Source organism: Sphingomonas sp. 2R-10, assembly GCF_030062225.1.
Classification (GTDB): domain Bacteria; phylum Pseudomonadota; class Alphaproteobacteria; order Sphingomonadales; family Sphingomonadaceae; genus Sphingomonas.
The window spans coordinates 42,588-63,819 of sequence record NZ_JASCXF010000021.1 but is presented as its reverse complement, the minus strand read 5'-3'; the positions used below and the strand labels follow the sequence as shown (position 1 = coordinate 63,819).

Below are 21,232 nucleotides of genomic sequence, written 5' to 3'. Positions count from 1 at the left end.
CCACTATGTATATTTTATGACAATTGTTTTATTTAATCGTTCGCGGCTATGCCGTGCGCCATGATCCGCTGGATATGTACCGCGCTGGCGTTGCTCGCCGCCCTGCCCTCCGCCGCGCGCGACCTGCGCGTGATGAGCTTCAACGTGCGCTATCCCAACCCGCAGGACGGGCCGGACCGGTGGGAGGCGCGCGCGCCGATCCTGATCGACACGATCCGCGCCGCCGACCCCGACCTGATCGGAACGCAGGAGCTGTTCCGGCGACAGGGCGACACGATCGTCCGCGCGCTGCCCGGCTGGCGCTGGTTCGGACGCGACCGGCGCGGGCGGCATGCCGACGAGCATATGGGCATCTTCTATCGCAGCGACCGGCTGCGGCTGGTGCGGCAGGGCGATTTCTGGCTGTCGGACACGCCCGACCGGGTGGGCAGCAGCAGCTGGGGCATCGACCTGCCGCGCATGGTCGGCTGGGGCGAGTTCGCGCGCGCCGACGGCAGCCGGTTCGTGTTCTTCGACACGCATTTCCCGCATCGCGACATCGATGACGATGCGCGGACGCAGGCGGCCCGGGTGTTCCTGGCGCGGATGCGGGCGATCGCCGGCACGCTGCCGGTGGTGATCGCCGGCGACCTGAACGCGACGCCCGACAGCGAGGCGTATCGCACCTTCGCCGCCGCGCTGACCGATGCGTGGGAGCGGGCGCCGGTGAAGTCCGGCCCGGCGCTGACCTTCCACGACTTCACCGGCACGCCCGACCGGCGGATCGACTATGTGTTCGTGCGCGGCTTCACCCCGGTTTCAGCGCGGGTGGCGACGGATCAGCGCGGCGGGCGCTATCCGTCGGACCATTTTCCGGTGGTGGTGGATTTGAAATAACACCCGTCATTCCCGCGAAGGCGGGAATTCATACATGCCAAATCTGCCCTCCTTGCCGAAAGGGCAGCGTTTATGGATTCCCGCCTGCGCGGGAATGACAAAATTCTGGCCTCACCCTCGCCGTCGCACCAGCCACACCGTGTCGCCGGCATCGTCGACCACGAAGATCGCCCCGTCGGCGCGGGTCTGGATGCTGGCCGGGCGGCCGTACACCGTGCCCTTCTTCGCGTCCGCCACGAAGCCGGTCAGGAACGGCTGCGGTTCGCCGGTCGGGCGGCCTTGCGCGAACGGCACCACGAGGACGTCGTACCCGCTGAAGCTCGACCGGTTCCACGATCCGTGGCGCGCGACATAGGCGGTCGGCGCGCCTTGTTTGGCGAAGGCGAGGCCGAGCGCGGCGGCATGGGCGCCCACCGCGACGTCGGGCAGCAGCGTGGTGGCGAGCAGCTCGCGCTTCTCGTTGGCGTGGCGTGGGTCCTGCTTGCCGTAATAGCTGTACGGCCAGCCATAGAAGCCGCCCTCGCGCACGCCGACGAGATAGTCGGGCGCGATGTCGTCGCCCAGCTGGTCGCGTTCGTTGACCGCCGTCCACAATGTCGCGGTACCCGGCACGAAGTCCATGCCGACCGGGTTACGCAGGCCCGAGGCATAGAGTCGCTCGCGCCCGCTGGTCAGGTCGAGCGCCAGGATCGCGGCGCGGCGCTTCTCTTCCTCCATCCCGTACTCGCCGACGTTCGACGCCGACCCGACCGACACGTACAGCGTGCGTCCGTCCGGGCTGAGTAGCAGGTTGCGGGTCCAGTGGTTGTTATATCCCCCCGCCGGCAGCGTCGCATGGGTGCGCGGGGCGGCGGTGATGCGGGTCGCGCCGGGCTGATACGGGAAGCTGACCACCGCATCGGTATTGGCGACGTACAGCCGGCCCCCGACATATTGCATCCCGAACGGCTGGTTCAGATCTTCGCGCAGCACGAAACGCTGTTCGGCGACCCCGTCCCGGTTCGCATCGCGCAGCAGGGTGATGCGGTTGGCGCTGTAGCCGGTGGTCTTCGACAGCGCCTGGCCACGCGCGACGTCCGGCTCGGCGTCCAGCTTGGGCTTGGTCCGCGCCTCCGCCACCAGCACGTCGCCATTGGGCAGCAGCAGCGCCTGTCGCGGGTAATCGAGCCCGCCGGCGAACTTCACCACCTCCCACCCGCGCGGCGCGGTTGGCATCCGGCCTTCGGGCCAGCCGATCGTGACCGGGTGGTTGACCACCGATGCGGTCGCATAGGGCGGCGCGGTCTCCTTCAGCCCCGGAATCGGCTTTTGCGGTGCCTGTGCCGATGCCCCGGCGGAAAACAGTGCCAGCGCCGCCGCGCCGGAAAGTCGGAGGTTCATCGTGCGTCCCCATGTTGCCATGGGGCGACAACCGCAGTCCCGCGTGCCGGGTCCGTCGGCAACGAAAAGATATGCGATCTGTACGCCTTGGGCGGAATTGCAGCGCGCGGAGCGCCGGTGCCGCTCCGCTGCGGGCGTCAGCCCAGCGCGACGCCCGCCGGTACGCCGTCCTGCGGAGCCGGCAGCAACCCCTCGCGCTTGGCGACGATCGTCGGCACCAGCATCTGCCCGGCGACGTTGACCGCGGTACGCCCCATGTCGAGGATCGGATCGATCGCCAGCAGCAGCCCTGCCCCTTCGAGCGGCAGGCCGAGCGTGGTCAGCGTCAGCGTCAGCATCACGGTCGCCCCGGTCAGCCCCGCAGTTGCCGCCGATCCCAGCACCGACACCAGCACGATCAGCGCATAGTCGCCGGCATGGAGCGTCAGCCCGAAGAACTGCGCGACGAAGATCGCCGCCACCGCCGGATAGATCGCGGCGCACCCGTCCATCTTGGTGGTCGAGCCGAGCGGCACGGCGAAGGCGGTGTAGGCCTGCGGCACGCCCAGCGCGCGCTCGGTCAGATCCTGCGTCACCGGCAAGGTGCCGACCGACGAGCGCGTGACGAAGCCGAGCTGGATCGCCGGCCATGCCCGGCGGAAGAACCACAAGGGCGAGATCCGATGCAGCGCGAGCAGCGTCGGATAGACCACCAGCAGCACGAGGCCGAGCCCGAGATAGACCGTCGCCGCGAACGCGCCGAGTGACGACAGCGTGCTCCAGCCATAGCGGACGATCGCATCGCCGATCAGCGCCGCCGACCCGATCGGCGTCAGCGCGATGACCCAGCGCAGCAACCGCCGCAGGATCATCAGCGCGGAGGTGTTGAAGGCGAGGAACGGCTCGCCCGCCGCCCCGACCCGCACCGCCGCCGCGCCGACCGCGATGGCGACGACGATGATCTGCAGCACGTTGAAGCCGAGCGTGGTGGTCGCGGCACCGTCTGCGAGCTTCGTCGTCGCGGACAGGCCGAGCAGGTTGGCCGGCACCAGCCCTTTCAGGAAATCGAGCCATGTACCGACCGTCGCCGGCTGGGCGGCGGTGGCGATCGGCGCGCTGCTGTGCAGGCCGGGTTGCAGCGTCACGCCCAGCACGATGCCGATCGACACCGCGATCAGCGCGGTGATCGCGAACCACAACAGTGTTTGCCCGACCAGCCGCGCGGCATTGGGCAGGTCGCGCAGCGCGGCGATCGACCCGACGATCGCGGTGAAGACCAGCGCCGGCACCAGCACCTTGAGCAGCTGGACGAATATCTGCCCGAGCGTGTGGAGCACCGCGCCGATCGCGCCATCGGCGCCGCCCGCCTGGCCGGCAAGCAGCCCCAGCACGACGCCGGCGGCCATGCCGATCGCGACCTGGATGCCGAACGACGGCAGGATTGCGGATTTTTGCATGGGGCCCATTTCGGGTCGGGGCCGGGTTCCGGCAACGAAGCATTTCTACGACCGGCCCAATGCCGCGTTACAGTCCCTCGCCACCGACCCAGTGCGCGTTCGACAGATAGCGGGCGACGTCCCATACCTGTCGCCGGAGGTCGGGCACCGCGACGATTTCCCAGAACGCGCCGCGCGTCATCGGCCCGATCGCGAACAGCCGGTCGTCGCCGTCGCCCCCGGCGGCCAGCACGCGGCCCGTCGCCTCGACCTCGATCCCCAGATGCTCGGCATCGGGACGGATGCGGCCCGCGCCGACCAGCGTGCCGAGCAGCGGATCGTCGGTCCGCGCGACATCGCCCTGCGGCCCGATGCACGAGATGACGCGGGTGACCGCCATCGTCCGCCGCACCGCCTCGCCACGCGGGCGCCACTCGATCGCGACGCCACCCCCGGTCGCCTGCGCCGCGCAGCACTTGCCCGCCAGCAGCGTCAGCCGCCCGCTCGCCACCAGCGCGTCGATCCGGTCGGCGACCACGGGGGCCAGCCGGTGACGATGGATGTCCCACCATGGCCGCAAATGGCGCAGGAAGCGGCGACGCTCGTCCGGATCGGCCGCCGCCCAGATGCCCTGGGTGAACGGGCGCAGCTCGTCGATCGCGCTGCGCCAGCCGATCGCCGCTCCCCGTTCGCGCACCGTGCGGACGAGCGCCGACAGCGGCGGCCGCGGCCGTTCGGTCAGCGGCTGCGACGCGGGCGATGCCGGGGCATGGCGATGCGGCAGCAGCCCCCGCCGCGACAGCGCGACCATCCGCCCGCCGAACCCCTGCGCCGCCAGCGTCAGCGCGACATCGACCATGGTCAGCCCGGTTCCGACCAGCAGCACGGTGTCGTCGTCGGCAAGGCCCTGCGTCGCGCGCGGGTCCCACGGATTGCCGACATAGGCGCGATGCCAGGCGATCGCCTCCAGCCCCGGCGGCACCTGCGGCGCGAGGTTGCCGACCGCCAGCACCACCGCGTCGGCGGCGACGGTGCCGCCATCGGCCAGCCGCACCGTGGCACCGTCGACCGCCACCGCCTCGCCCGCGACCACCGTGAGCCGCCCGGGCGCCAGCGCGCGCGCCGCCGCCAGCGTATCGCGCAGATACGCGCCATAGACCCGCCGCGGCACGAACGCCGCACCGTCCGCCGCCATCCCCTGCGCCGCCAGCCATTCGACGAAATGCCCCGGCGCGTCGGGAAAGGCGCTCATGTTCGCGGCGCGGACGTTGAGCAGGTGATCGCTCTGCCGCGTGCCATAGGCGACGCCCAGCCCCGCCGCATCGCCCCGCTCGATCAGCGTCGCCGCCGGCCCGTCATGGCGCAGCAGGTTGATCGCCAGCAACGTGCCCGAAAACCCCGCACCGACGATCGCGACGTGGCGGATGGTGGCCGGGACGGTCGGGGTCGATTGCGGGCGCTGGTCCATGCCGGCTCGATAGCACAGCGTGCGCCCGAGGGAAGTTGCCCGCTTGCACACGCCCGGCCGGTCCGATAAGGGCTGCCGGCACGCGGGTGTAGCTCAATGGTAGAGCAGAAGCTTCCCAAGCTTACGACGAGGGTTCGATTCCCTTCACCCGCTCCACCGCTTGCCGACGCTCCGGGCGAAGCGGATCGCCCGGAGCCCGACCTCATCGCCGCGTCGCGAGGTGATAGAGGAACAGCGCGCTGCGGTAGGCGCCATATTCCGTCAGCCAGAAACCGGTCGTCAGTACCGGCCACATCCAGAGCTGCGTCGCACTCATGCCCATTCTCCTTTCCAACAGGGGCACGATGCGTTGTAGGATGAAAATCGAACGGGCGACGACCGACGGCGCGGATTTCAGCCGACGTGCGCGTGGACCCGCTTTGCCGGGTAACACATCGGCAGCGCCCGGGTGAGCGCGGCGGCGGCCTGCGTTCCTTCGCCCTCGAAGGTTGCCTGACCCTGCCAGCGTGCGACAGGGGGGGAGCATCGACGCGGCTGCCGATGCAGGTCCGGTTTGCCCCCCTCTTTCCCATCGCCCTGTCGCCCAAGCTGCGCTACGGGCTCAAGCGTGGCGACGCAGGTGATTCAGGAACGGTTTTCGGCGCGTCGTCCCGTCCCCTTGCCGCGGCGGATCGCGACGCTGGTGCTGGTGGTGGCGATCCATGCTCTGGTGCTGTGGCTGCTGCTGCGGATCGCACCGACGATCATGGCGCCGCCGCCGGGGCCGCAATCGGCGCTGGTCGTCGACATGCTTCCGGCCGACCGGGTCGCCCCCGCCGCCGCGCCCGCGAAACAGGTGCAGCGAAAGGCGGCGGCGGGCAGCGCCAGTACCGCCGCGCCGGTCGCCGCGGTCGCGCCGCCGCCCGACGTGCCGCCGCCCCCGCCGGTGCCGGCCACCCCGTCGAACGACGTGTGGTCGCGGGTCATCCCTATGACCGGGCGCGACTTCGCCCGCGCGGCGATCGCGCCGGGCGCGCGCAGTGCCGAGGGTTCCGGCAGCGGCAGCGCGGCGGGCGACAGCGGCGACGGCGATGCGGTGGCCGATGCCGGTGGCGGCAGCGGCGGGGGCGAGACGCTGTACGCCGCCGACTGGTATCGCCGTCCGACCCATGCCGAGCTGTCGACCTATCTCCCGCGGCGCGCCCAGCCCGGCTGGGGCGAGGTCGCGTGCCGCACCATCCCGAACAACCAGGTGACCGACTGCCGCGAGATCGGCCAGTCGGCGCGCGGATCGGGGCTGGCGGGCGCGGTGCGCCAGGCGGCGTGGCAGTTCCGCATCCTGCCGCCGCGCGTCGGCGGCCGACCGCTGATCGGCAGCTGGGTGCGGATCCGGATAACCTATACCGATGCCGGGGCGGCGGTGGACTAAAGCCCCCCGCGATCCTTGCCCTCCCCGCGCCCAGCCGCTAACCGGCAAGCGTTTATCCTCCGACATTCCAGGTGTTTCTTCATGTCCGCAATGTTCCGCATCACCCTTCCCGACGGTGCCGTCCGTGAGGTGATGCCGGGCACTACCCCGGCGGATATCGCCGCGGCGATCTCGCCGGGTCTGCGCAAGGCGGCGATCGCCGCGCGGGTCGACGGGCAGGTGCGCGACCTGAACCGCCCGTTCGAGGGCGACGCCAGCCTCGCGCTGGTGACGGCGAAGGACGAGGCCGACGCGCTCGAACTCCACCGCCATGACTTCGCGCACGTCATGGCCGAAGCGGTGCAGACGCTGTATCCGGGCACGCAGATCACCTTCGGTCCGGCGACCGAGGACGGCTTCTATTACGACTTCGCGCCTGCGCCGGGTCGCGGCATGTTCACCGACGAGGACCTACCGCTAATCGAAGCGGAAATGCGCAGGATCATCGCGAAGGGCGAGAAGTTCGAGCGCGAGGTGGTGACTCGCCAGCAACTGATCGACCGCTGGACCGAGCAGGGCGAGACGTTCAAGGCGGAGTGGGCCGCCGAACTGCCCGAGGGTGAGGAACTGACGATCTATCGTCAGGGCGCATGGGCGGACATGTGCCGCGGACCGCACCTCGAATCGACTGCCAAGCTCGATCCGGCGGCGTTCAGGCTGACGCGCGTATCGGGCGCCTATTGGCGCGGCGACCAGAAGAACGCGATGCTCAGCCGCATCTACGGCACCGGCTGGCTGTCGAAGAAGCAGCTCGACGCGCACCTCACCCGGCTGGAAGAGGCCGCCAAGCGCGACCACCGCAAGCTGGGCGCGGAGATGGACCTGTTCCACCTCCAGTCCGAGGCGCAAGGGTCGGTGTTCTGGCACCCCAAGGGCTATATGATGTGGCGGCAGCTCGAGGCGTATATGCGCCGCCGCCTCGACGCGCACGACTATCAGGAAGTGAAGACGCCGCAGCTGATGGACGCGCGGCAATGGGAACAGTCGGGCCATTGGGGCAAGTATCGCGAGAACATGTTCGTGGTGCCCGACGAAATTCCGAATACCGCGGACGAGGGTGCGATCGTCAGCGCCGATGCCGACATGATGGCATTGAAGCCGATGAACTGCCCGGCGCACGTCCTGATCTTTCGCCAGGGGATCAAGTCGTATCGCGACCTGCCGATCCGCATGGCCGAATTCGGCTGCTGCCACCGCAACGAACCGCACGGCGCGCTGCACGGCATCATGCGCGTGCGCCAGTTCACGCAGGACGATGCGCATATCTTCTGCCGCGAGGATCAACTGGTGCAGGAGGTCCGCGACTTCTGCGAGCTGCTCGACTCGGTCTATCGCGACCTCGGCTTCACCGACTATGCGGTGAAGCTGGCGCTGCGCCCGGAGAAGCGCTTCGGATCCGACGCGATGTGGGATACGGCGGAGGCGGAACTGCGCGAGGCGGTGCTGTCGTCGAACCTGTCCGACGCGATCAAGGCGAAGTTCGAGGAACTGCCGGGCGAAGGCGCCTTCTATGCCCCGAAGCTCGAATTCCACCTGACCGACGCGATCGGCCGGACGTGGCAGGTCGGGACGATCCAGTCGGACCGCGTGCTGCCCGAACGACTCGACGCGACCTATGTCGCCGAGGACGGCAACCGCCACCGCCCGGTGATGCTCCACCGCGCGATCCTCGGCACGTTCGAACGCTTCCTCGGCATCCTGATCGAACATCATGCCGGGCGGATGCCGATGTGGCTGTCGCCGGTACAGGCGGTGGTGGCGACGATCGTGTCCGACGCCGACGACTATGCGAACGAGGTCGCCGTCGCGCTGAAATCGGCGGGAATCCGCGTCGAAACCGACCTGCGCAACGAAAAGATCAACTACAAGGTGCGCGAACATTCGCTGGCGAAGGTTCCGGCACTGGTCGTCGTCGGCAAGCGCGAGGCGGAGGAACGCACCGTCGCGCTGCGTCGCCTCGGCAGCCAGGGGCAGGAGGTGATCGGCCTCGACGATCTCGTCGCGATGCTTCGGGCAGAGGCGCTGGCACCTGATCTTGCGCGGAACCTTTCGTAACCGGCCCGAATTGACTATATAGGCCTTTGGTCAACTACAGGAGCACCACCTATCCGTCCGCCCATGATGCGTCGCCCGAATGCGCCGCCGCCGATGAACGGCCCCCGATTCAACGAATTCATCCAGAGCCCCAAGGTCCGCGTGATCGACCATGAGGGGGAGAATCTGGGTGTGATGTTCACGCGCGAAGCGATCGCGCAGGCGGCCGAGGTCGGGCTCGATCTGGTCGAGGTGTCGCCGAACGCCGATCCGCCCGTCGCCAAGTTCCTCGACGTGGGCAAGTTCAAGTACGAGGCGCAGAAGAAGGCGAACCTCGCCCGCAAGACCCAAAAGACGCAGGAGATCAAGGAGATCAAGATGCGTCCGAACATCGACGATCATGACTATGATACGAAGATGAAGAAGGTCGAGCAGTTCATCACCGAGGGCGACAAGGTGAAGGTCACGATGCGCTTCCGCGGTCGCGAGCTGAGCCACGGCCAGCTCGGTATGGCGGTGTTGCAGCGGGTCGCCGAAGCGACGCAGGAAATCGCCAAGGTCGAAGCCTATCCGCGCATGGAAGGCCGCCAGATGCTGATGGTGCTGTCGCCGAAGTAAGCATCCGCCCGTTCGTCGGGAAAAACGACCGCCATGGCCCGGCCGGCTATGGCGGTCTTTTCACGTCACTGCCTGGCAGAGGATACTGCCCGTGATCCGGTCGGGGAACGCTGTCGCCCCGATCGCGGTTTCAGCTTCGCCGCAGCCCATGACGACGGCACTTTCCCGTTTCCCCATGTCCGGTGGGACGTTCCGGGCCGAAGCAATCGGGAAAGCGGGAGCCGCTGCATCTTCCCGCAACCGGTTCCCAATCGGCAAGCAGCCCACCAGCTATCTGTCAGTGGCGCTTCGCTGCTCCGTAGGCGTCGCGGCGCGGTGTCCGTAACTGAGGACGCTGGTGATCCGCCAGGCACCATCCTGCTTCGCCCAGACCATCACGAATTTGGCGATCCCCTCGCATCGTCCCGTCGCCCGTTCGCAAAAGCGGTGTTCGCCCTCCTCGATCGCACCATAATCCTTGATCGGATAGACGCGGAACGTCGCGGGGATCAGTTCGCGCTTCGCCTTTCCGCAAATGTATTTGCGCACGCCATCGACCATCGCGTCACGCTCGAACGTCGCACCGCCGGTGTCGTGGTAGAAGGCGACCTTCGGATCGAAATAGCCCGAGAAGGTCGGCAGGTCGCAGCGGTTGTAGGCGTCGAACACCTTGGCATCGAGCGCGCCGATCTCGGTCGTCAAAGGATCGGCCGGGGGCGGCACGGACGCCGCCAGCAAGGCTGCGGCAACTGCGATCGCGGTCATCATGGCTTTGGTCCCGTCAGTTCATCTGGCCGCGGAGGAAGGCGATCAGTTTCGGATCACTGCCGGTGCGTTCGAGGATGGGCAGGATGACCCGCCACCCGTTGTCGCTGTTGGTCAGGATGACGATGCCGTCGCCGCTCGCGCGATCGATCGCGGCGAAGGTGAACGCCCCGGCATCCTTGCCGGTGTGGAGCATCGTCGTGCGATCGGGAAAGCCGAGCAGCTGCCAGCCGAGGCCGAAGCCGGTCCAGGGCGGACAGCTGGCCGCCTTCGTTCCGATACATAATTCGGGCGTCAGGTTGGCCTGCGATCTGCTGCGCTCCGCCGCGACAGACGCGACCAGGCCCCGGTCGTTGCGGGCATCGATGAGGAAGCGCGCATAATCACGCGCGGTTGCGTGCGCCAGATCGGCGGCGTTGTATCTTGTCACCCGCTCGACCGGCAGCGGCTTGCCTGCGTCGTCGTAGGGCACGGCGATCGGCACCGTCTCGCCTTGCGCCGACACATAGCCCGAGGCGGGCATGTGGGCGGGGGCGAACAGCCAGCGGTGGCCAAGCGTCTCGAACGATTGCCCGGTGCGGCGCTCGGCGTAGCGGGCCGCATATTGATACCCCTCGCCCGAATAGCCGGTGGTCGTGCCGGGATCATGATCGAACGCCAGCCCCTTCGCATCGCGCCAGTTCGGCAATCCGGTGCGATGGCTCAGCGCCATGCGGACCGTCAGCTTCATCCGCCGGGGATCGCGCGACAGGTCGGGGTCGCTCCAGTAGCGATCCATCGGCTCATCAAGCGACAGCTGGCCGGCCGAAACCAGTCGCAGGATGACCTCCGCCGTCAGCGGCTTCGTCAGCGAAGCGAGATTGTAGGGTGTGGCAACGGTCGCCGCGCGGTCCGGCCCCGCCATGCCCCAGGCCCCGGTCAAGACGACCCGTCCGTTGCGGATCACGGCGATCGACGCGCTCTCCACGCGCTGTTCGCGCAGGGTTGCAGTCATGTCCGGCAGCGCGGAGTTCGTGCTGGCGTCCGCCATCGAGGCGCAAGCCGTCAACGCGACCATGCCGAAGCGAATTCCTCGTTTCAACGTGGTGGCTGTATTACTCATGTGCAACAGTTAGCGGCACAGAAGTCTGGCCGCAACCTCGCTCGCATTTGCCGTCGACACGGCGGACGTGAGAACCGCACTGAGATTCCCGAACCACGATCCTTTCCGGGTAGCAACCACTCTCCCCCTCCCGTTCGACGCCCGCGACCGGACCGGATCACACGAACCCGGCAAAGTCCTTGCCCGCCGCGGCATCGAGCATCCGCCGTTCGAGCGATTTCAGCCGCAGCTGCCCGGTGATGCGGTCGCCGGTCAGGTCGGTGACGTAGAAGGTGTCGACCGCGCGCTCGCCATAGGTGGCGATGTGCGCAGAATGCAGCGTCACCTTCGACTGGAACAGCGCCTGCGCCAGATGGTGGAGCAACGCAGGGCGGTCGCGGGCGTTGACCTCGATCACGGTGAAGCGGTTCGACGCGGCATTGTCGATCAGCACGTTGGGCTCGATCGGAAACGCTTCGGCACGCGGCCGCGACAGCGGTTTCGCGGCAAGGCGGTCGTTCAGCTTCATCCGGTTGGCGAGCGCGTCGCCGATCGCGGTCTTCAGCCGCTGCAACTGCCCCGCTTCGTCGAACGGCCCGCCCAGCGGGTTCTGGACGAGGAAATTGTCGAGCGCCATGCCGGTGCGCGTCGTGTGGATGCGCGCGTCGATGATGTTGCCGCCCGCGGCGTGGATCGCGCCGGCGATGCGGTAGAACAGCCCGGGATGGTCGGCGGCATGGACCGTGACCAGCGTGGCCCCGCGGTCCTCGTCGACGCTGGTCTCGATCGTCAGGCGGGTGTCGCCCGACTGGTCGACGACGCGGGCGTTGGCGGCGATCACGTCGTCGGGTTCGGCGATCCAGTAGGCCGGCGGCAAGTGGCGGACATAGGCGGCCAGCGTCTCCTTGTCCCAGCCCAGCGTCGCGCGCAACGTCGCCTGCTTCTCGGCGATGCGTTCGTCGCGGCCGCGCTGCTTGTGGCCCAGACGCAGCACCTCCTCGGCGGTCTCGAACAGCGTGGTGAGCAGCTGGCGCTTCCACCCGTTCCACGTTCCCGGCCCCACCGCGCGGATATCGACGACGGTCAGCACCAGCAGCATGCGCAGCCGCTGCGGCGACTGCACCACGCCGGTGAAGTCGAGGATCGTCTTGAAGTCCGACAGGTCGCGCTTGAACGCGGTCGCCGACATCAAAAGGTGATAGCGCACCAGCCACGCCACCGTCTCGGTCTCGGCCGGGGTGAGGCCGAGGCGCGGGCACAGCCGCTCGGCGACCTCCGCCCCCAGGATCGAATGGTCGCCGCCGCGCCCCTTGGCGATGTCATGGCACAGCACCGCGACGAACAGCGCGCGCCGCTGGACGATGCCACCGAACAGCGCGGTGGCCAGCGGATGCTCCTCGCGACAGATGCCGCGCTCGACCTGCGACAACAGCCCGATCATGCGGATCGTATGCTCATCCACCGTATAATGGTGGTACATGTCGAACTGCATCTGCGCGACGATGCGGCCGAAATCGGGAATGAAGCGGCCGAACACCCCGGCCTCGTTCATCCAGCGCAGCACCAGCTCGGGATCGCGCGGGGACGTCAGCACGTCGAGGAACAGCTGGTTGGCGCGCGGGTGCGATCGGACCTGCCCGGCCAGCCGCGCATCGCGCGACGCCGCGCGCATCGCCAGCGGATGGATTTCGAGGCCGTGCAGGTCGGCGAGCGCAAAGATCTCGATCAGCCGCACCGGGTCTTCGGCGAAGAAATTGTCCTTGGGCAGCGCCAGCCGCCCGCGATCGAGCACGAAGCCGTGCAGCCGCCGCGGCCGCCGGCGCAGGCGCGGAAAGCCGAAGCGGCTGCCGCGCGCGGCATAGGTTTCGTCGAGGTGGCTGAGGAACATGCCGGTCAGGTCGCCGACCCGCTTGGCCTGCAGGAAATAGAATTGCATGAAGCGTTCGACGCGCGACTTGCCGACCCGGTCGCTGTAGCGCATCCGCGTCGCGATCTCGGTCTGCACGTCGAAGGTCAGCCGCTCCTCGGCCCGCCCGGTGATGAGGTGTAGATGACAGCGCACCGCCCACAGGAAATCCTCGGCCCGGTTGAACTTGCGCAGTTCGGGCGCGCTGAGCAGCCCGACCGGCACCAGATCGGCGGCGCGGCGGACGTTATAGGCGTATTTCCCGATCCAGAAGAGCGCGTGCAGGTCGCGCAGGCCGCCCTTCCCCTCCTTCACATTCGGTTCGACGACATAGCGGGTGTCGCCCATCCGCTTGTGCCGCGCATCGCGTTCGGCCAGCTTTTCGGCGATGAAGGTCCGGGCGGTCCCCTCCTGCACCTCGCTCTTGAAGCGCTGCGCCGCCTCCGCATAGAGCGTGGTATCGCCCCAGACATAGCGCGCCTCGACCAGCGCGGTGCGCACCGTCACGTCGGCCTTCGCCTGCCGCACCATCTCGTCGAGCGAGCGCGACGAATGGCCGACCTTCAGCCCCAGGTCCCACAGCGCATAGAGCGTCGATTCGATGACCTGTTCGGACCATGGCGTCTGCTTCCACGGGGTCAGCACGCCGATATCGACGTCCGAATGCGGCGCCATCTCGCCCCGGCCATAACCGCCGACCGCGATCAGCGTCATGCGTTCGGCCGCGGTCGGATTGTGGTTGGGGTGGACGCGCTCGACAATGAATCCGGCCAGCGCGACGAGGATCGCGTCGGTCAGATAGGCATAGGCCGCCGCCGTCTCCAGCCCGTGGCCGGGCCGCACCGACAGCCGGCGTTCGATCTCGGCCCGCCCGCGTGCTAGCGCGTCGCGCAGCACGGCGGTCGCGGCGCGGCGCAGCGCCACGCCGTCGCGGGTTTCCGCCGAAAGGCCGCGAAGCGCCTGCGCCAGCGCCGCCGGATCGACGATCGCCTGCGGATCGACGATGCGCTCGAACCGCGGCGGCGTGGCGAGGTCGGGCTGGACCGCGTCGTTCAGGCGCCGCCCTCCGGCGCCTTCGCCACGCCGACCAGCGCGGGCCGCAGCAGCCGATCACGGATCATGTAGCCGGTCTGGATTTCCTGCACGACCGTTCCCGGCGCGGCATCGGCCGACGGCACCTCGAACATCGCCTGATGCTTGTTGGGGTCCAGCGCCTCTCCGACCGACACCATCTTCGTGATGCCGTGTCGGCTGAACACGCTGTCCAGCTCACGACCGGTCGCCTCCAGCCCGGTGATGAGGCCCTTCAGCCGGTCGTCGCCGCGCAGGTCGTCGGGGATCGCCGACAGCGCGCGCGACAGGTTGTCGGCGACCGACAGGACGTCGCGCGAAAACGCGGTCGCGGCATAGGCGCGGGCGTCGGCCACTTCCTTCTCGGCGCGGCGGCGGACGTTCTGCAGGTCGGCGCGGGCATACAGCACCTCGGCCTGTGCATCGGCCAGCTTCGCCTCCAGTTCGGCGCTGCGATCCGCTTCGGCGACTTCGGGGGCGGCCTCTGCGGTGGCTTCGCGCAGGTCGTTCGTATCGTCGTTGGCGGGGATGTCGTTCATTCCAGTCTCTTCTTCATCAGCCCAGCAATCGGGCCAGCGTTGCGGCGGTGAAATCCACCATGGGCACGACGCGCGCATAGTTCAACCGGACAGGCCCGATCACGCCGACGACGCCGACGACGCGCCCGTCCAGCGCGCGGACCGGCTTGGCGATGACCGACGATCCGGTCAATGCGAACAATTTGTTTTCCGACCCGATGAAGATGCGCGCGGCATCGCCGTCCTGCGCAGATTCGAGCAACCGTGCGATCTCTTCCTTGCCCTCCAGCTCGTCGAGCAGCTGGCGCACGCGGTCGAGGTCGTGGCTGGCGGCCTCGTCGATCAGCCGCGCCTGTCCCCGCACGATCAGCACCGGGCGGTGGCCGCCATCCTCGCTCCACATCGCAAGGCCGCGTTCGACCAGCGCGCGCGCGGCGACGTCCAGTTCGGCACGCTCCTGCCCGATCTCGCGCAGGATGCAGGCGCGCGCCTCGCTCAGGGTCATGCCCGACAGGCGCGCGGTCAGGTAATTGCCCGCCTCGACCAGCGCGGCGGCACTGGCGCCGGGGGTGTCGAGCACGCGGTTCTCGACCGATCCGTCGGCCCCGACCAGCACGGCCAGCGCGCGGGTGCCCGACAGCGGCACGAACGACACCTGCCGCAGCACCGGTTCGTGCTTGGGGACCAGCACCACCCCGGCACTGGCCGACAGGCCCGACAGCGCGGCGGCGGTGCGGGCGAGCGCTTCCTCGACCGGTCCGGCGCTGTCGGCCTGCGCGGCGATGGTCGCGCGTTCCTGTGCCGACGGTTCCATCGCGTGCATCATGCCGTCGACGAACAGGCGCAGGCCGGTTTCGGTCGGCATCCGCCCGGCACTGACATGCGGCGCGGCGAGCAGCCCGGCTTCCTCCAGATCCTGCATCACCCCCCGGATCGAGGCGGGCGAAAGGTTCAGGCCCGACAGCTGCGCGATGGTGCGCGACCCGACCGGCGTGCCGGTGGCGAGGTAGGAATCGACCACGATCCGGAACACGTCGCGCGCGCGGTCGGTCAGTTCGTGGATCGGTGCGGTCATGGGTGGAATGTAGGACGACCAGGCGCCAAGCGGAACCCGGATCCTCCCCGCTCGCGGGGAGGGGGACCGTCCGCGTCAGCGGATGGTGGAGGGGGATCGCCACGCAACGCAACGGTTCCGCAAGCGGACACCCCCCTCCACCATGCTGCGCATGCCCCCCCGTGCCGGAGAGGATTAGGGCCGATCGACATTCAGGCCGTACCCCCGCGCAGGCGGGGGTCCAGAGTAACGGCAGGACGACATTCGTGGCTCTGGACCCCCGCCTGCGCGGGGGTACGTGAACCAGAAAGGCTCCTGATCCTGCTGGATGGCCCTCCAATTCGCTGAATGTCGATCGGCCCTAGTTCGGCGCGATGAACTGCTCGATCGGCAGTTCGTTCGGTGCGGACCGCAGCGCTTCGTTCATCGCCTGGTTCGCCATCGCGCAGCCATAATAGAAGGACAGGTGCTGCGACGCACCCGATGCCTCGTTCCAGCGGATATCGACCGAGGGCATGTCCGTCGGCGCATTCTGGCACCCCGGATGGCCGGGCTGGATCAGCTGCTCTCCCTGCCGCGGCCGATACCGCTCCAGCTTCGCGGCGAAGGCGCGATACTGGTCCGGCGATGCCCGGAACGCGCGGATGCCGCTGACCTTCGTGAAGCGCTTGCCCTCGAACACCCCCGACCCGTCGGGCTGCACCGTCACGCGATACACCGGGCATGTCCCGAAACATGGCGACGTCTCGTAGCTGATGGTCTCGCGCTCGATCGCGACCGGCCGGGTGTCGGTGCTCGTGTTGCCGACCGCCATCACGCAGCCGCCGGTCATGGCACCCGATATCGTCAACATGCCCAAGGCGATGAATTTCATAGGTAGCTCCCTGTTCGGGTCCGTCGTTACGGCCCCGTTCCCCCGACGTATCCCGCGGCGGCTGGCGCGCCGATGAACGGATCGCTAGGGCTAGGCGAAATTTCAGGAGATTCCCATGCGCCCATCCGGCCGCGCCCCCGACGACATGCGTGCCATCACGATCGAGACGAACTTCACCCGCCATGCGGAAGGATCGTGCCTGATCGGCTTCGGCGATACGAAGGTGCTGGTCACCGCCTCGCTCGAGGAGCGCCTGCCGCCATGGCTGCGCGGCAAGGGCGAAGGCTGGGTCACCGCCGAATACGGCATGCTGCCGCGCGCCACCCATACCCGCAGCAGCCGTGAAGCCGCCAAGGGCAAGCAGTCGGGCCGCACGCAGGAAATCCAGCGGCTGATCGGCCGTTCCCTTCGCGCGGTCGTCGACCTCAAGGCGCTGGGCGAACGCCAGATCACGCTCGATTGCGACGTGATCCAGGCCGATGGCGGCACCCGCACCGCATCGATCTCCGGCGCGTGGGTCGCGCTCCGCCTCGCCGTCGACGGGCTGATGCGCGAAGGCAAGCTGGAGGTCGATCCGATCAGCCGCCAGGTCGCGGCGGTCAGCTGCGGCATCCATCAGGGCACACCGGTGCTCGACCTCGACTATATCGAGGATTCGGCCGCCGATGCCGACGCCAATTTCGTGCTGACCAGCGACAACAACATCGCCGAGGTACAGGCCACCGCCGAGGGCGCGTGCTATGACGAGGAGGCGCTGCTGCGCCTGCTGCGCCTCGCCCGCATCGGCTGCGGCCGCATCTTCGCAGAACAGCTGCGGGCGACCGGGCGATGAGCGGCGAGGGCAAGGAGCCGCAGGCGATCCGCAAGCTGACGCCCGGCAAGCTGGTCATCGCCAGCCACAATCCCGGCAAGATCCGCGAGATCGCGGCGCTGCTCGGGCCGTACGGCGTCACGCCGATCTCGGCGGGCGAACTCGACCTGCCCGAGCCCGAGGAAACCGGCACGACCTTCGTCGCCAATGCCGAGCTGAAGGCGTTGCAGGCCGCCGACCTGTCGGGCCTGCCCGCGCTCGCCGACGACAGCGGGCTGTGCGTCGAGGCGCTGAACGGCGATCCGGGCATCTTTTCGGCACGCTGGGCCGGACCGTCGAAGGATTTTGCGCAAGCGATGCGACTGGTCGAGGAGCGGATGCAGGCGACCGGGCCGGACCACAGCCGCGCCGCACACTTCGTCTGCGCGCTGGCGCTCGCGTGGCCCGACGGCCATGTCGAATGGTTCGAGGGCCGCGTCGACGGGCAACTGGTCTGGCCGCCGCGGGGGGGAAATGGCTTCGGCTACGACCCCATGTTCGTGGCGGAAGGCATGGACCAGAGCTATGGCGAGATCGATCCCGACCACAAGCACGCGATCAGCCACCGCGCCGATGCGTTCGCGCAACTGGTGAAGGCGGTGTTCTGACACGGAACGCCGGTCTGCGTCCGGGCATTGGGCGTTCCGAAAGGAATTTGCCCATGTCCGATACGCTTGTCACCACCCGCCACCGCGAGATCGCCGTCGAGCATCTGCTGTTCTGGACGATGCGCTATGTCGAGGAACAGCATCCGGGGCTGCTCGATTCGCTCGAAGCCAGCCTCGACAAGCTGGGCGACCCCGGCCACGGCGCGGACAAGGACGACGACGCCGTCCGCCACATCGCCGCGAAGATGATCGCGGGCGCGCGGGAATAGGCGGTCGGCGGGGCAGGACCTCGTCCCGGCGACCCCTTCGGGACGGACCGTCGCCCATTTAAACCGGGTCGCAGCGCGTGCCCGTCCCGCTCAGAACGCCCGTTGCCCCGGATAATTGCCGGCGGGGACATAGCGGCAGACGACGTAGTCGTCCTTCGCGCTGCTCGCCTCGGCACAGCCGAAGCGCTGCGTCGTGCGCCACATGATCTGCGTATAGTGACCGACATCCTCGAACCGGCCGGTGCGCGACACGGCGGGCAGGATGCCGGGCGCATAGTCGCGCTTCTCCGCCACCCAGTGCCCGACCATCTCGGCATAGCGGTACGCGCCGCGCGTGCCGGTCCACAGATTCTCGCCCTGCTCCGGAAGCCCACGCGGCTGCGGCGAATGTTCGAAGCGGCCGGTGGTGGCGAGCGTGTCGGCATAGCGTTTGGCGTCGCGCGCCAGCGCCGGGTCCCAGCCGAGCGGCGGCAATCCCGCCTCCGCCCGCGCGGCGCGGTGGCCCGCCTCCATCGCCTGCCGCAACAGCGCAGGCCCCCGCGGCGCCGGCCCTTCGAACGCCCGCGGTTCGACGACGCGCTCGGGTCCCGGATCGATCCCGGACGAACAGGCCCCCAGCAGCAACAGGGGCGCCACTATTTGTATCGCTCGCATCGCGCCCATATGGGACGGCGATGCAGCCCGACCAAGCACCCGCCCACGCTCCCCTGGCACTCTATGTCCACTGGCCGTTCTGCGTGTCGAAATGCCCCTATTGTGACTTCAACAGCCATGTCCGCGAAGCGGTGGACCAGGCGGCGTGGCGGGACGCGCTGCTCGCCGACCTCGCGCACGAAGCCGCCGCGCTGCCCGACCGGCGGCTAGCGTCGATCTTCTTCGGCGGCGGCACCCCGTCGCTGATGCCGCCGGCCACCGTCGCCTCGATCATCGACGCGGCGTGCGCCCACTGGCCGCCGACCGGGAATATCGAGATCACGCTGGAGGCGAACCCCTCCTCGGTCGAGGCGGCGCGCTTCGCCGACATCGCCGCCGCCGGGGTCAACCGCGTATCGCTGGGCGTACAGGCGCTCGACGACGGCGCCCTCGCCTTCCTCGAACGCGCGCATGGCGTCGACGAGGCGCTGGCCGCACTCGACGTGGCGCAGCGCCATTTCGCGCGGGTCAGCTTCGACCTGATCTACGCCCGCCCCGGCCAGCCCTTGTCCGCCTGGGACGCCGAACTCGCCCGCGCGCTGTCGTTCGGCACCGAGCATCTCTCGCTCTACCAGCTCACGATCGAGCCCGGCACGCGCTTCGCCACGCTGGCGGCGAAGGGCGCGCTGACCCTGCCCGACAGCGATCTCGCCGCCGACCTGTTCGAACTCACGCAGGACCGCACCCGCGCCGCCGGCCTGCCACTGTACGAGGTGTCGAACCATGCCCGGCCCGGCGCGGAGAGCCGCCACAACCTGACCTACTGGCGCTACCGCGACTATGCCGGCATCGGGCCCGGCGCGCACGGCCGGCGCTCGGGGCTGGCGACGGTGCGCCGCAAGAAGCCCGAGAACTGGATCGCGGCGGTGACACGCAACGGCCACGGCATCGAGCGCGAGGACGCGCTGACCCCCGACGAACGCGTGACCGAGGCGCTGGTGATGGGCCTGCGCATGCGCGAGGGCGTCGACCTCGCGCGGATCGCGACGCTGGGCGAGCGGACCGTCGGACAGGTCGTGCGGCTCGACACGGTGGCGCTGCTCGCCCGGCAGGGGCTGGTGACGCACGAGGGCGACCGCCTCGCGCTGACCCCCGCCGGCTTGCCCGTGCTCGACGCGGTGCTGCGCGAAGTGGCGGTATAACTTGCCCTGTCGCGGGTGACTGCGCACAACCGCGCATCACCAGTTACGAAGGGGCCTCCATGCCGACCATCACCCGCCGCACCGCCATCGCCGGCCTCGCCGCCGCGACCGGCGCGGCCCGCCTGCCCGCACAGCCCCGCGCCGCCACCACGCTGCGCGTCGCCTCGACCTGGGATTTCGGCGCCGCCGCCAACGACGCCGCCGTCGCCCGCTTCCGCGCCGGCGGCAGCCTGATCGACGCGCTGGAGGCCGGCGCGAAGGTGCCCGAAGCCGACCTGTCGAACCATTCGGTCGGCAAGGGCGGCTATCCCGATCGCGACGGGCGGGTGACGCTCGACGCGGTCATCATGGACGACAAGGGGCATGTCGGCGCGGTCGCGGCGCTGGAGGACATCGCCCACCCGATCTCGGTCGCGCGCGCGGTAATGGAACGCACGCCGCACACCATGCTGGTCGGTGCCGGCGCGCGGCAGTTCGCGCTCGAATCCGGCTTCAAACCCGAAAAGCTGCTGACGCCGGAGGCCGAGGCCGAATGGCGCAAATGGCTCAGGACGTCGAAATACGCGCCGGTCGCCAATAGCGAGAACCGCCGCACGCCACTCGGCGGGCCGCTCGACCACGACACGATCGGCATGATCGCCCGCGCGCCCGACGGCGCACTGGCCGGCGCGTGCACCACGTCGGGCATGGCGTTCAAGCTGCACGGCCGGGTCGGCGATTCGCCGCAGGTCGGCAGCGGCCTGTTCGTCGAGGGCGGCGTCGGCGCCGCCACCGCCACCGGCCTCGGCGAGGAAGTCACTCGCATCGCCGGCACCGCCCGCGTCGTATCCTCGCTGCGCGCCGGCATGGCACCGCTGGCCGCCTGCCGCGAGGCGGTGGAGCATATCGCCCGGCTGCGCGGCTCCGCGCTCGACGGGGTGCAGGTCGGCTTCCTCGCGATGGACCGCAACGGCCAAGTCGGCGCCTTCGCGATCCTGCCGGGCTTCACCTATGCCGTGACCGGCGACGACGGGCGCAGCACCGTGCTGAAATCGGCGAGCCTGCGCAGCGCCTGACGCGAACAGGCCCGCCCCCTTTCGGGAGCGGGCCTGTCGTTAGAGCCTGATGACATCAGGTAGAACCGTTTGTGCTGAGTAGGGACTGAGCTTGTCGAAGGCCCGTATCGAAGCATCACCACAGTCCTT

General features: G+C 69.0%; 20 protein-coding genes and 1 tRNA gene. 11 read left to right on the top strand and 10 right to left on the bottom strand.

Going from position 1 to position 21,232, the window contains the following annotated elements; all coding sequences use genetic code 11:
- The first annotated feature begins 60 nt into the window (after positions 1-60).
- A complete protein-coding gene (locus tag QLH51_RS11365) occupies positions 61-876 on the top strand; it encodes an endonuclease/exonuclease/phosphatase family protein (protein WP_125658900.1) in 816 nt (271 codons plus the stop codon).
- Between the two features lie 111 nt (positions 877-987).
- Here QLH51_RS11365 and QLH51_RS11360 read toward each other — a convergent pair whose 3' ends face one another.
- From QLH51_RS11360 to QLH51_RS11350, 3 genes are all read right to left on the bottom strand, one after another.
- Complete coding sequence (locus QLH51_RS11360) at positions 988-2,256, bottom strand: PQQ-dependent sugar dehydrogenase (RefSeq protein WP_125658903.1); 1,269 nt, start codon at positions 2,254-2,256, stop codon at positions 988-990.
- Positions 2,257-2,393: 137 nt separating this feature from the next.
- Positions 2,394-3,701 carry a dicarboxylate/amino acid:cation symporter gene (locus QLH51_RS11355; RefSeq protein WP_125658905.1) on the bottom strand — a complete coding sequence of 436 codons (1,308 nt, stop codon included), beginning with the start codon at positions 3,699-3,701 and terminating at the stop codon, positions 2,394-2,396.
- Positions 3,702-3,759: 58 nt separating this feature from the next.
- On the bottom strand, positions 3,760-5,139 hold the full coding sequence (locus QLH51_RS11350) for an FAD/NAD(P)-binding protein (protein WP_125658907.1): 1,380 nt from the start codon (positions 5,137-5,139) through the stop codon (positions 3,760-3,762).
- A gap of 82 nt (positions 5,140-5,221) precedes the next feature.
- Between QLH51_RS11350 and QLH51_RS11345 the strand changes: the two genes are divergently transcribed.
- The 4 genes from QLH51_RS11345 to infC all read left to right on the top strand — a co-directional run bounded on the left by QLH51_RS11345 (position 5,222) and on the right by infC (position 9,238).
- Positions 5,222-5,295: transfer RNA gene (locus QLH51_RS11345), tRNA-Gly, on the top strand.
- Positions 5,296-5,746: 451 nt separating this feature from the next.
- A complete protein-coding gene (locus tag QLH51_RS11340) occupies positions 5,747-6,547 on the top strand; it encodes a hypothetical protein (RefSeq protein WP_206429086.1) in 801 nt (266 codons plus the stop codon).
- A gap of 81 nt (positions 6,548-6,628) precedes the next feature.
- On the top strand, positions 6,629-8,641 hold the full coding sequence (gene thrS, locus QLH51_RS11335; RefSeq protein WP_125658910.1) for a threonine--tRNA ligase: 2,013 nt from the start codon (positions 6,629-6,631) through the stop codon (positions 8,639-8,641).
- A 63-nt stretch (positions 8,642-8,704) separates the two neighbouring features.
- Complete coding sequence (infC, locus tag QLH51_RS11330; protein WP_056455131.1) at positions 8,705-9,238, top strand: translation initiation factor IF-3; 534 nt, start codon at positions 8,705-8,707, stop codon at positions 9,236-9,238.
- Between the two features lie 270 nt (positions 9,239-9,508).
- Here the strand turns inward: infC and QLH51_RS11325 are convergent, their stop codons facing one another.
- Both QLH51_RS11325 and QLH51_RS11320 read right to left on the bottom strand, forming a co-directional pair.
- On the bottom strand, positions 9,509-9,985 hold the full coding sequence (locus QLH51_RS11325) for a nuclear transport factor 2 family protein (RefSeq protein WP_125658913.1): 477 nt from the start codon (positions 9,983-9,985) through the stop codon (positions 9,509-9,511).
- Positions 9,986-9,998: 13 nt separating this feature from the next.
- Complete coding sequence (locus QLH51_RS11320; RefSeq protein ID WP_206429087.1) at positions 9,999-10,976, bottom strand: serine hydrolase domain-containing protein; 978 nt, start codon at positions 10,974-10,976, stop codon at positions 9,999-10,001.
- On the opposite strand from QLH51_RS11320, the gene QLH51_RS11315 reads away from it, so the two are divergent.
- A complete protein-coding gene (locus tag QLH51_RS11315) occupies positions 10,975-11,097 on the top strand; it encodes a hypothetical protein (protein WP_283514548.1) in 123 nt (40 codons plus the stop codon). The genes QLH51_RS11320 and QLH51_RS11315 overlap by 2 nt on opposite strands.
- Before the next feature lie 144 nt (positions 11,098-11,241).
- On the opposite strand, the gene QLH51_RS11310 is transcribed toward QLH51_RS11315, so the two are convergent.
- From QLH51_RS11310 to QLH51_RS11295, 4 genes are all read right to left on the bottom strand, one after another.
- The gene (locus QLH51_RS11310) at positions 11,242-13,974 is read right to left on the bottom strand and encodes a [protein-PII] uridylyltransferase (protein ID WP_443018829.1); all 2,733 of its coding nucleotides are present in this window, start codon (positions 13,972-13,974) and stop codon (positions 11,242-11,244) included.
- Between the two features lie 47 nt (positions 13,975-14,021).
- A complete protein-coding gene (locus QLH51_RS11305; protein ID WP_125658919.1) occupies positions 14,022-14,579 on the bottom strand; it encodes a nucleotide exchange factor GrpE in 558 nt (185 codons plus the stop codon).
- 16 nt (positions 14,580-14,595) lie between these two features.
- A complete protein-coding gene (gene hrcA, locus QLH51_RS11300) occupies positions 14,596-15,633 on the bottom strand; it encodes a heat-inducible transcriptional repressor HrcA (RefSeq protein WP_125658922.1) in 1,038 nt (345 codons plus the stop codon).
- Positions 15,634-15,973: 340 nt separating this feature from the next.
- Positions 15,974-16,486, bottom strand: a complete 513-nt coding sequence (locus QLH51_RS11295) for a DUF6438 domain-containing protein (protein ID WP_125658925.1) — start codon at positions 16,484-16,486, stop codon at positions 15,974-15,976.
- 115 nt (positions 16,487-16,601) lie between these two features.
- Between QLH51_RS11295 and rph the strand changes: the two genes are divergently transcribed.
- Genes rph through QLH51_RS11280 form a run of 3 tightly spaced genes read left to right on the top strand, consistent with a single transcriptional unit; the run spans position 16,602 to position 18,213 of the window.
- Entirely contained in the window at positions 16,602-17,318 is a 717-nt protein-coding gene (rph, locus tag QLH51_RS11290; RefSeq protein ID WP_125658928.1) for a ribonuclease PH, read from the top strand.
- Positions 17,315-17,944, top strand: a complete 630-nt coding sequence (gene rdgB, locus QLH51_RS11285) for an RdgB/HAM1 family non-canonical purine NTP pyrophosphatase (RefSeq protein ID WP_125658931.1) — start codon at positions 17,315-17,317, stop codon at positions 17,942-17,944. Before rph ends, rdgB begins: the two co-directional genes overlap by 4 nt.
- Before the next feature lie 53 nt (positions 17,945-17,997).
- Positions 17,998-18,213: a hypothetical protein gene (locus QLH51_RS11280; RefSeq protein WP_206429088.1), complete on the top strand. Its 216-nt coding sequence runs from the start codon at positions 17,998-18,000 to the stop codon at positions 18,211-18,213.
- 90 nt (positions 18,214-18,303) lie between these two features.
- Here QLH51_RS11280 and QLH51_RS11275 read toward each other — a convergent pair whose 3' ends face one another.
- Positions 18,304-18,849, bottom strand: coding sequence for a CAP domain-containing protein (locus tag QLH51_RS11275; RefSeq protein ID WP_206429089.1), 546 nt, complete (start codon positions 18,847-18,849; stop codon positions 18,304-18,306).
- Between the two features lie 38 nt (positions 18,850-18,887).
- Here QLH51_RS11275 and hemW point away from each other — a divergent pair, with 38 nt between their 5' ends.
- Complete coding sequence (gene hemW, locus QLH51_RS11270; RefSeq protein WP_125658937.1) at positions 18,888-20,048, top strand: radical SAM family heme chaperone HemW; 1,161 nt, start codon at positions 18,888-18,890, stop codon at positions 20,046-20,048.
- 59 nt (positions 20,049-20,107) lie between these two features.
- On the top strand, positions 20,108-21,103 hold the full coding sequence (locus QLH51_RS11265) for a N(4)-(beta-N-acetylglucosaminyl)-L-asparaginase (protein ID WP_125658940.1): 996 nt from the start codon (positions 20,108-20,110) through the stop codon (positions 21,101-21,103).
- The last annotated feature ends 129 nt before the right edge of the window (positions 21,104-21,232 follow it).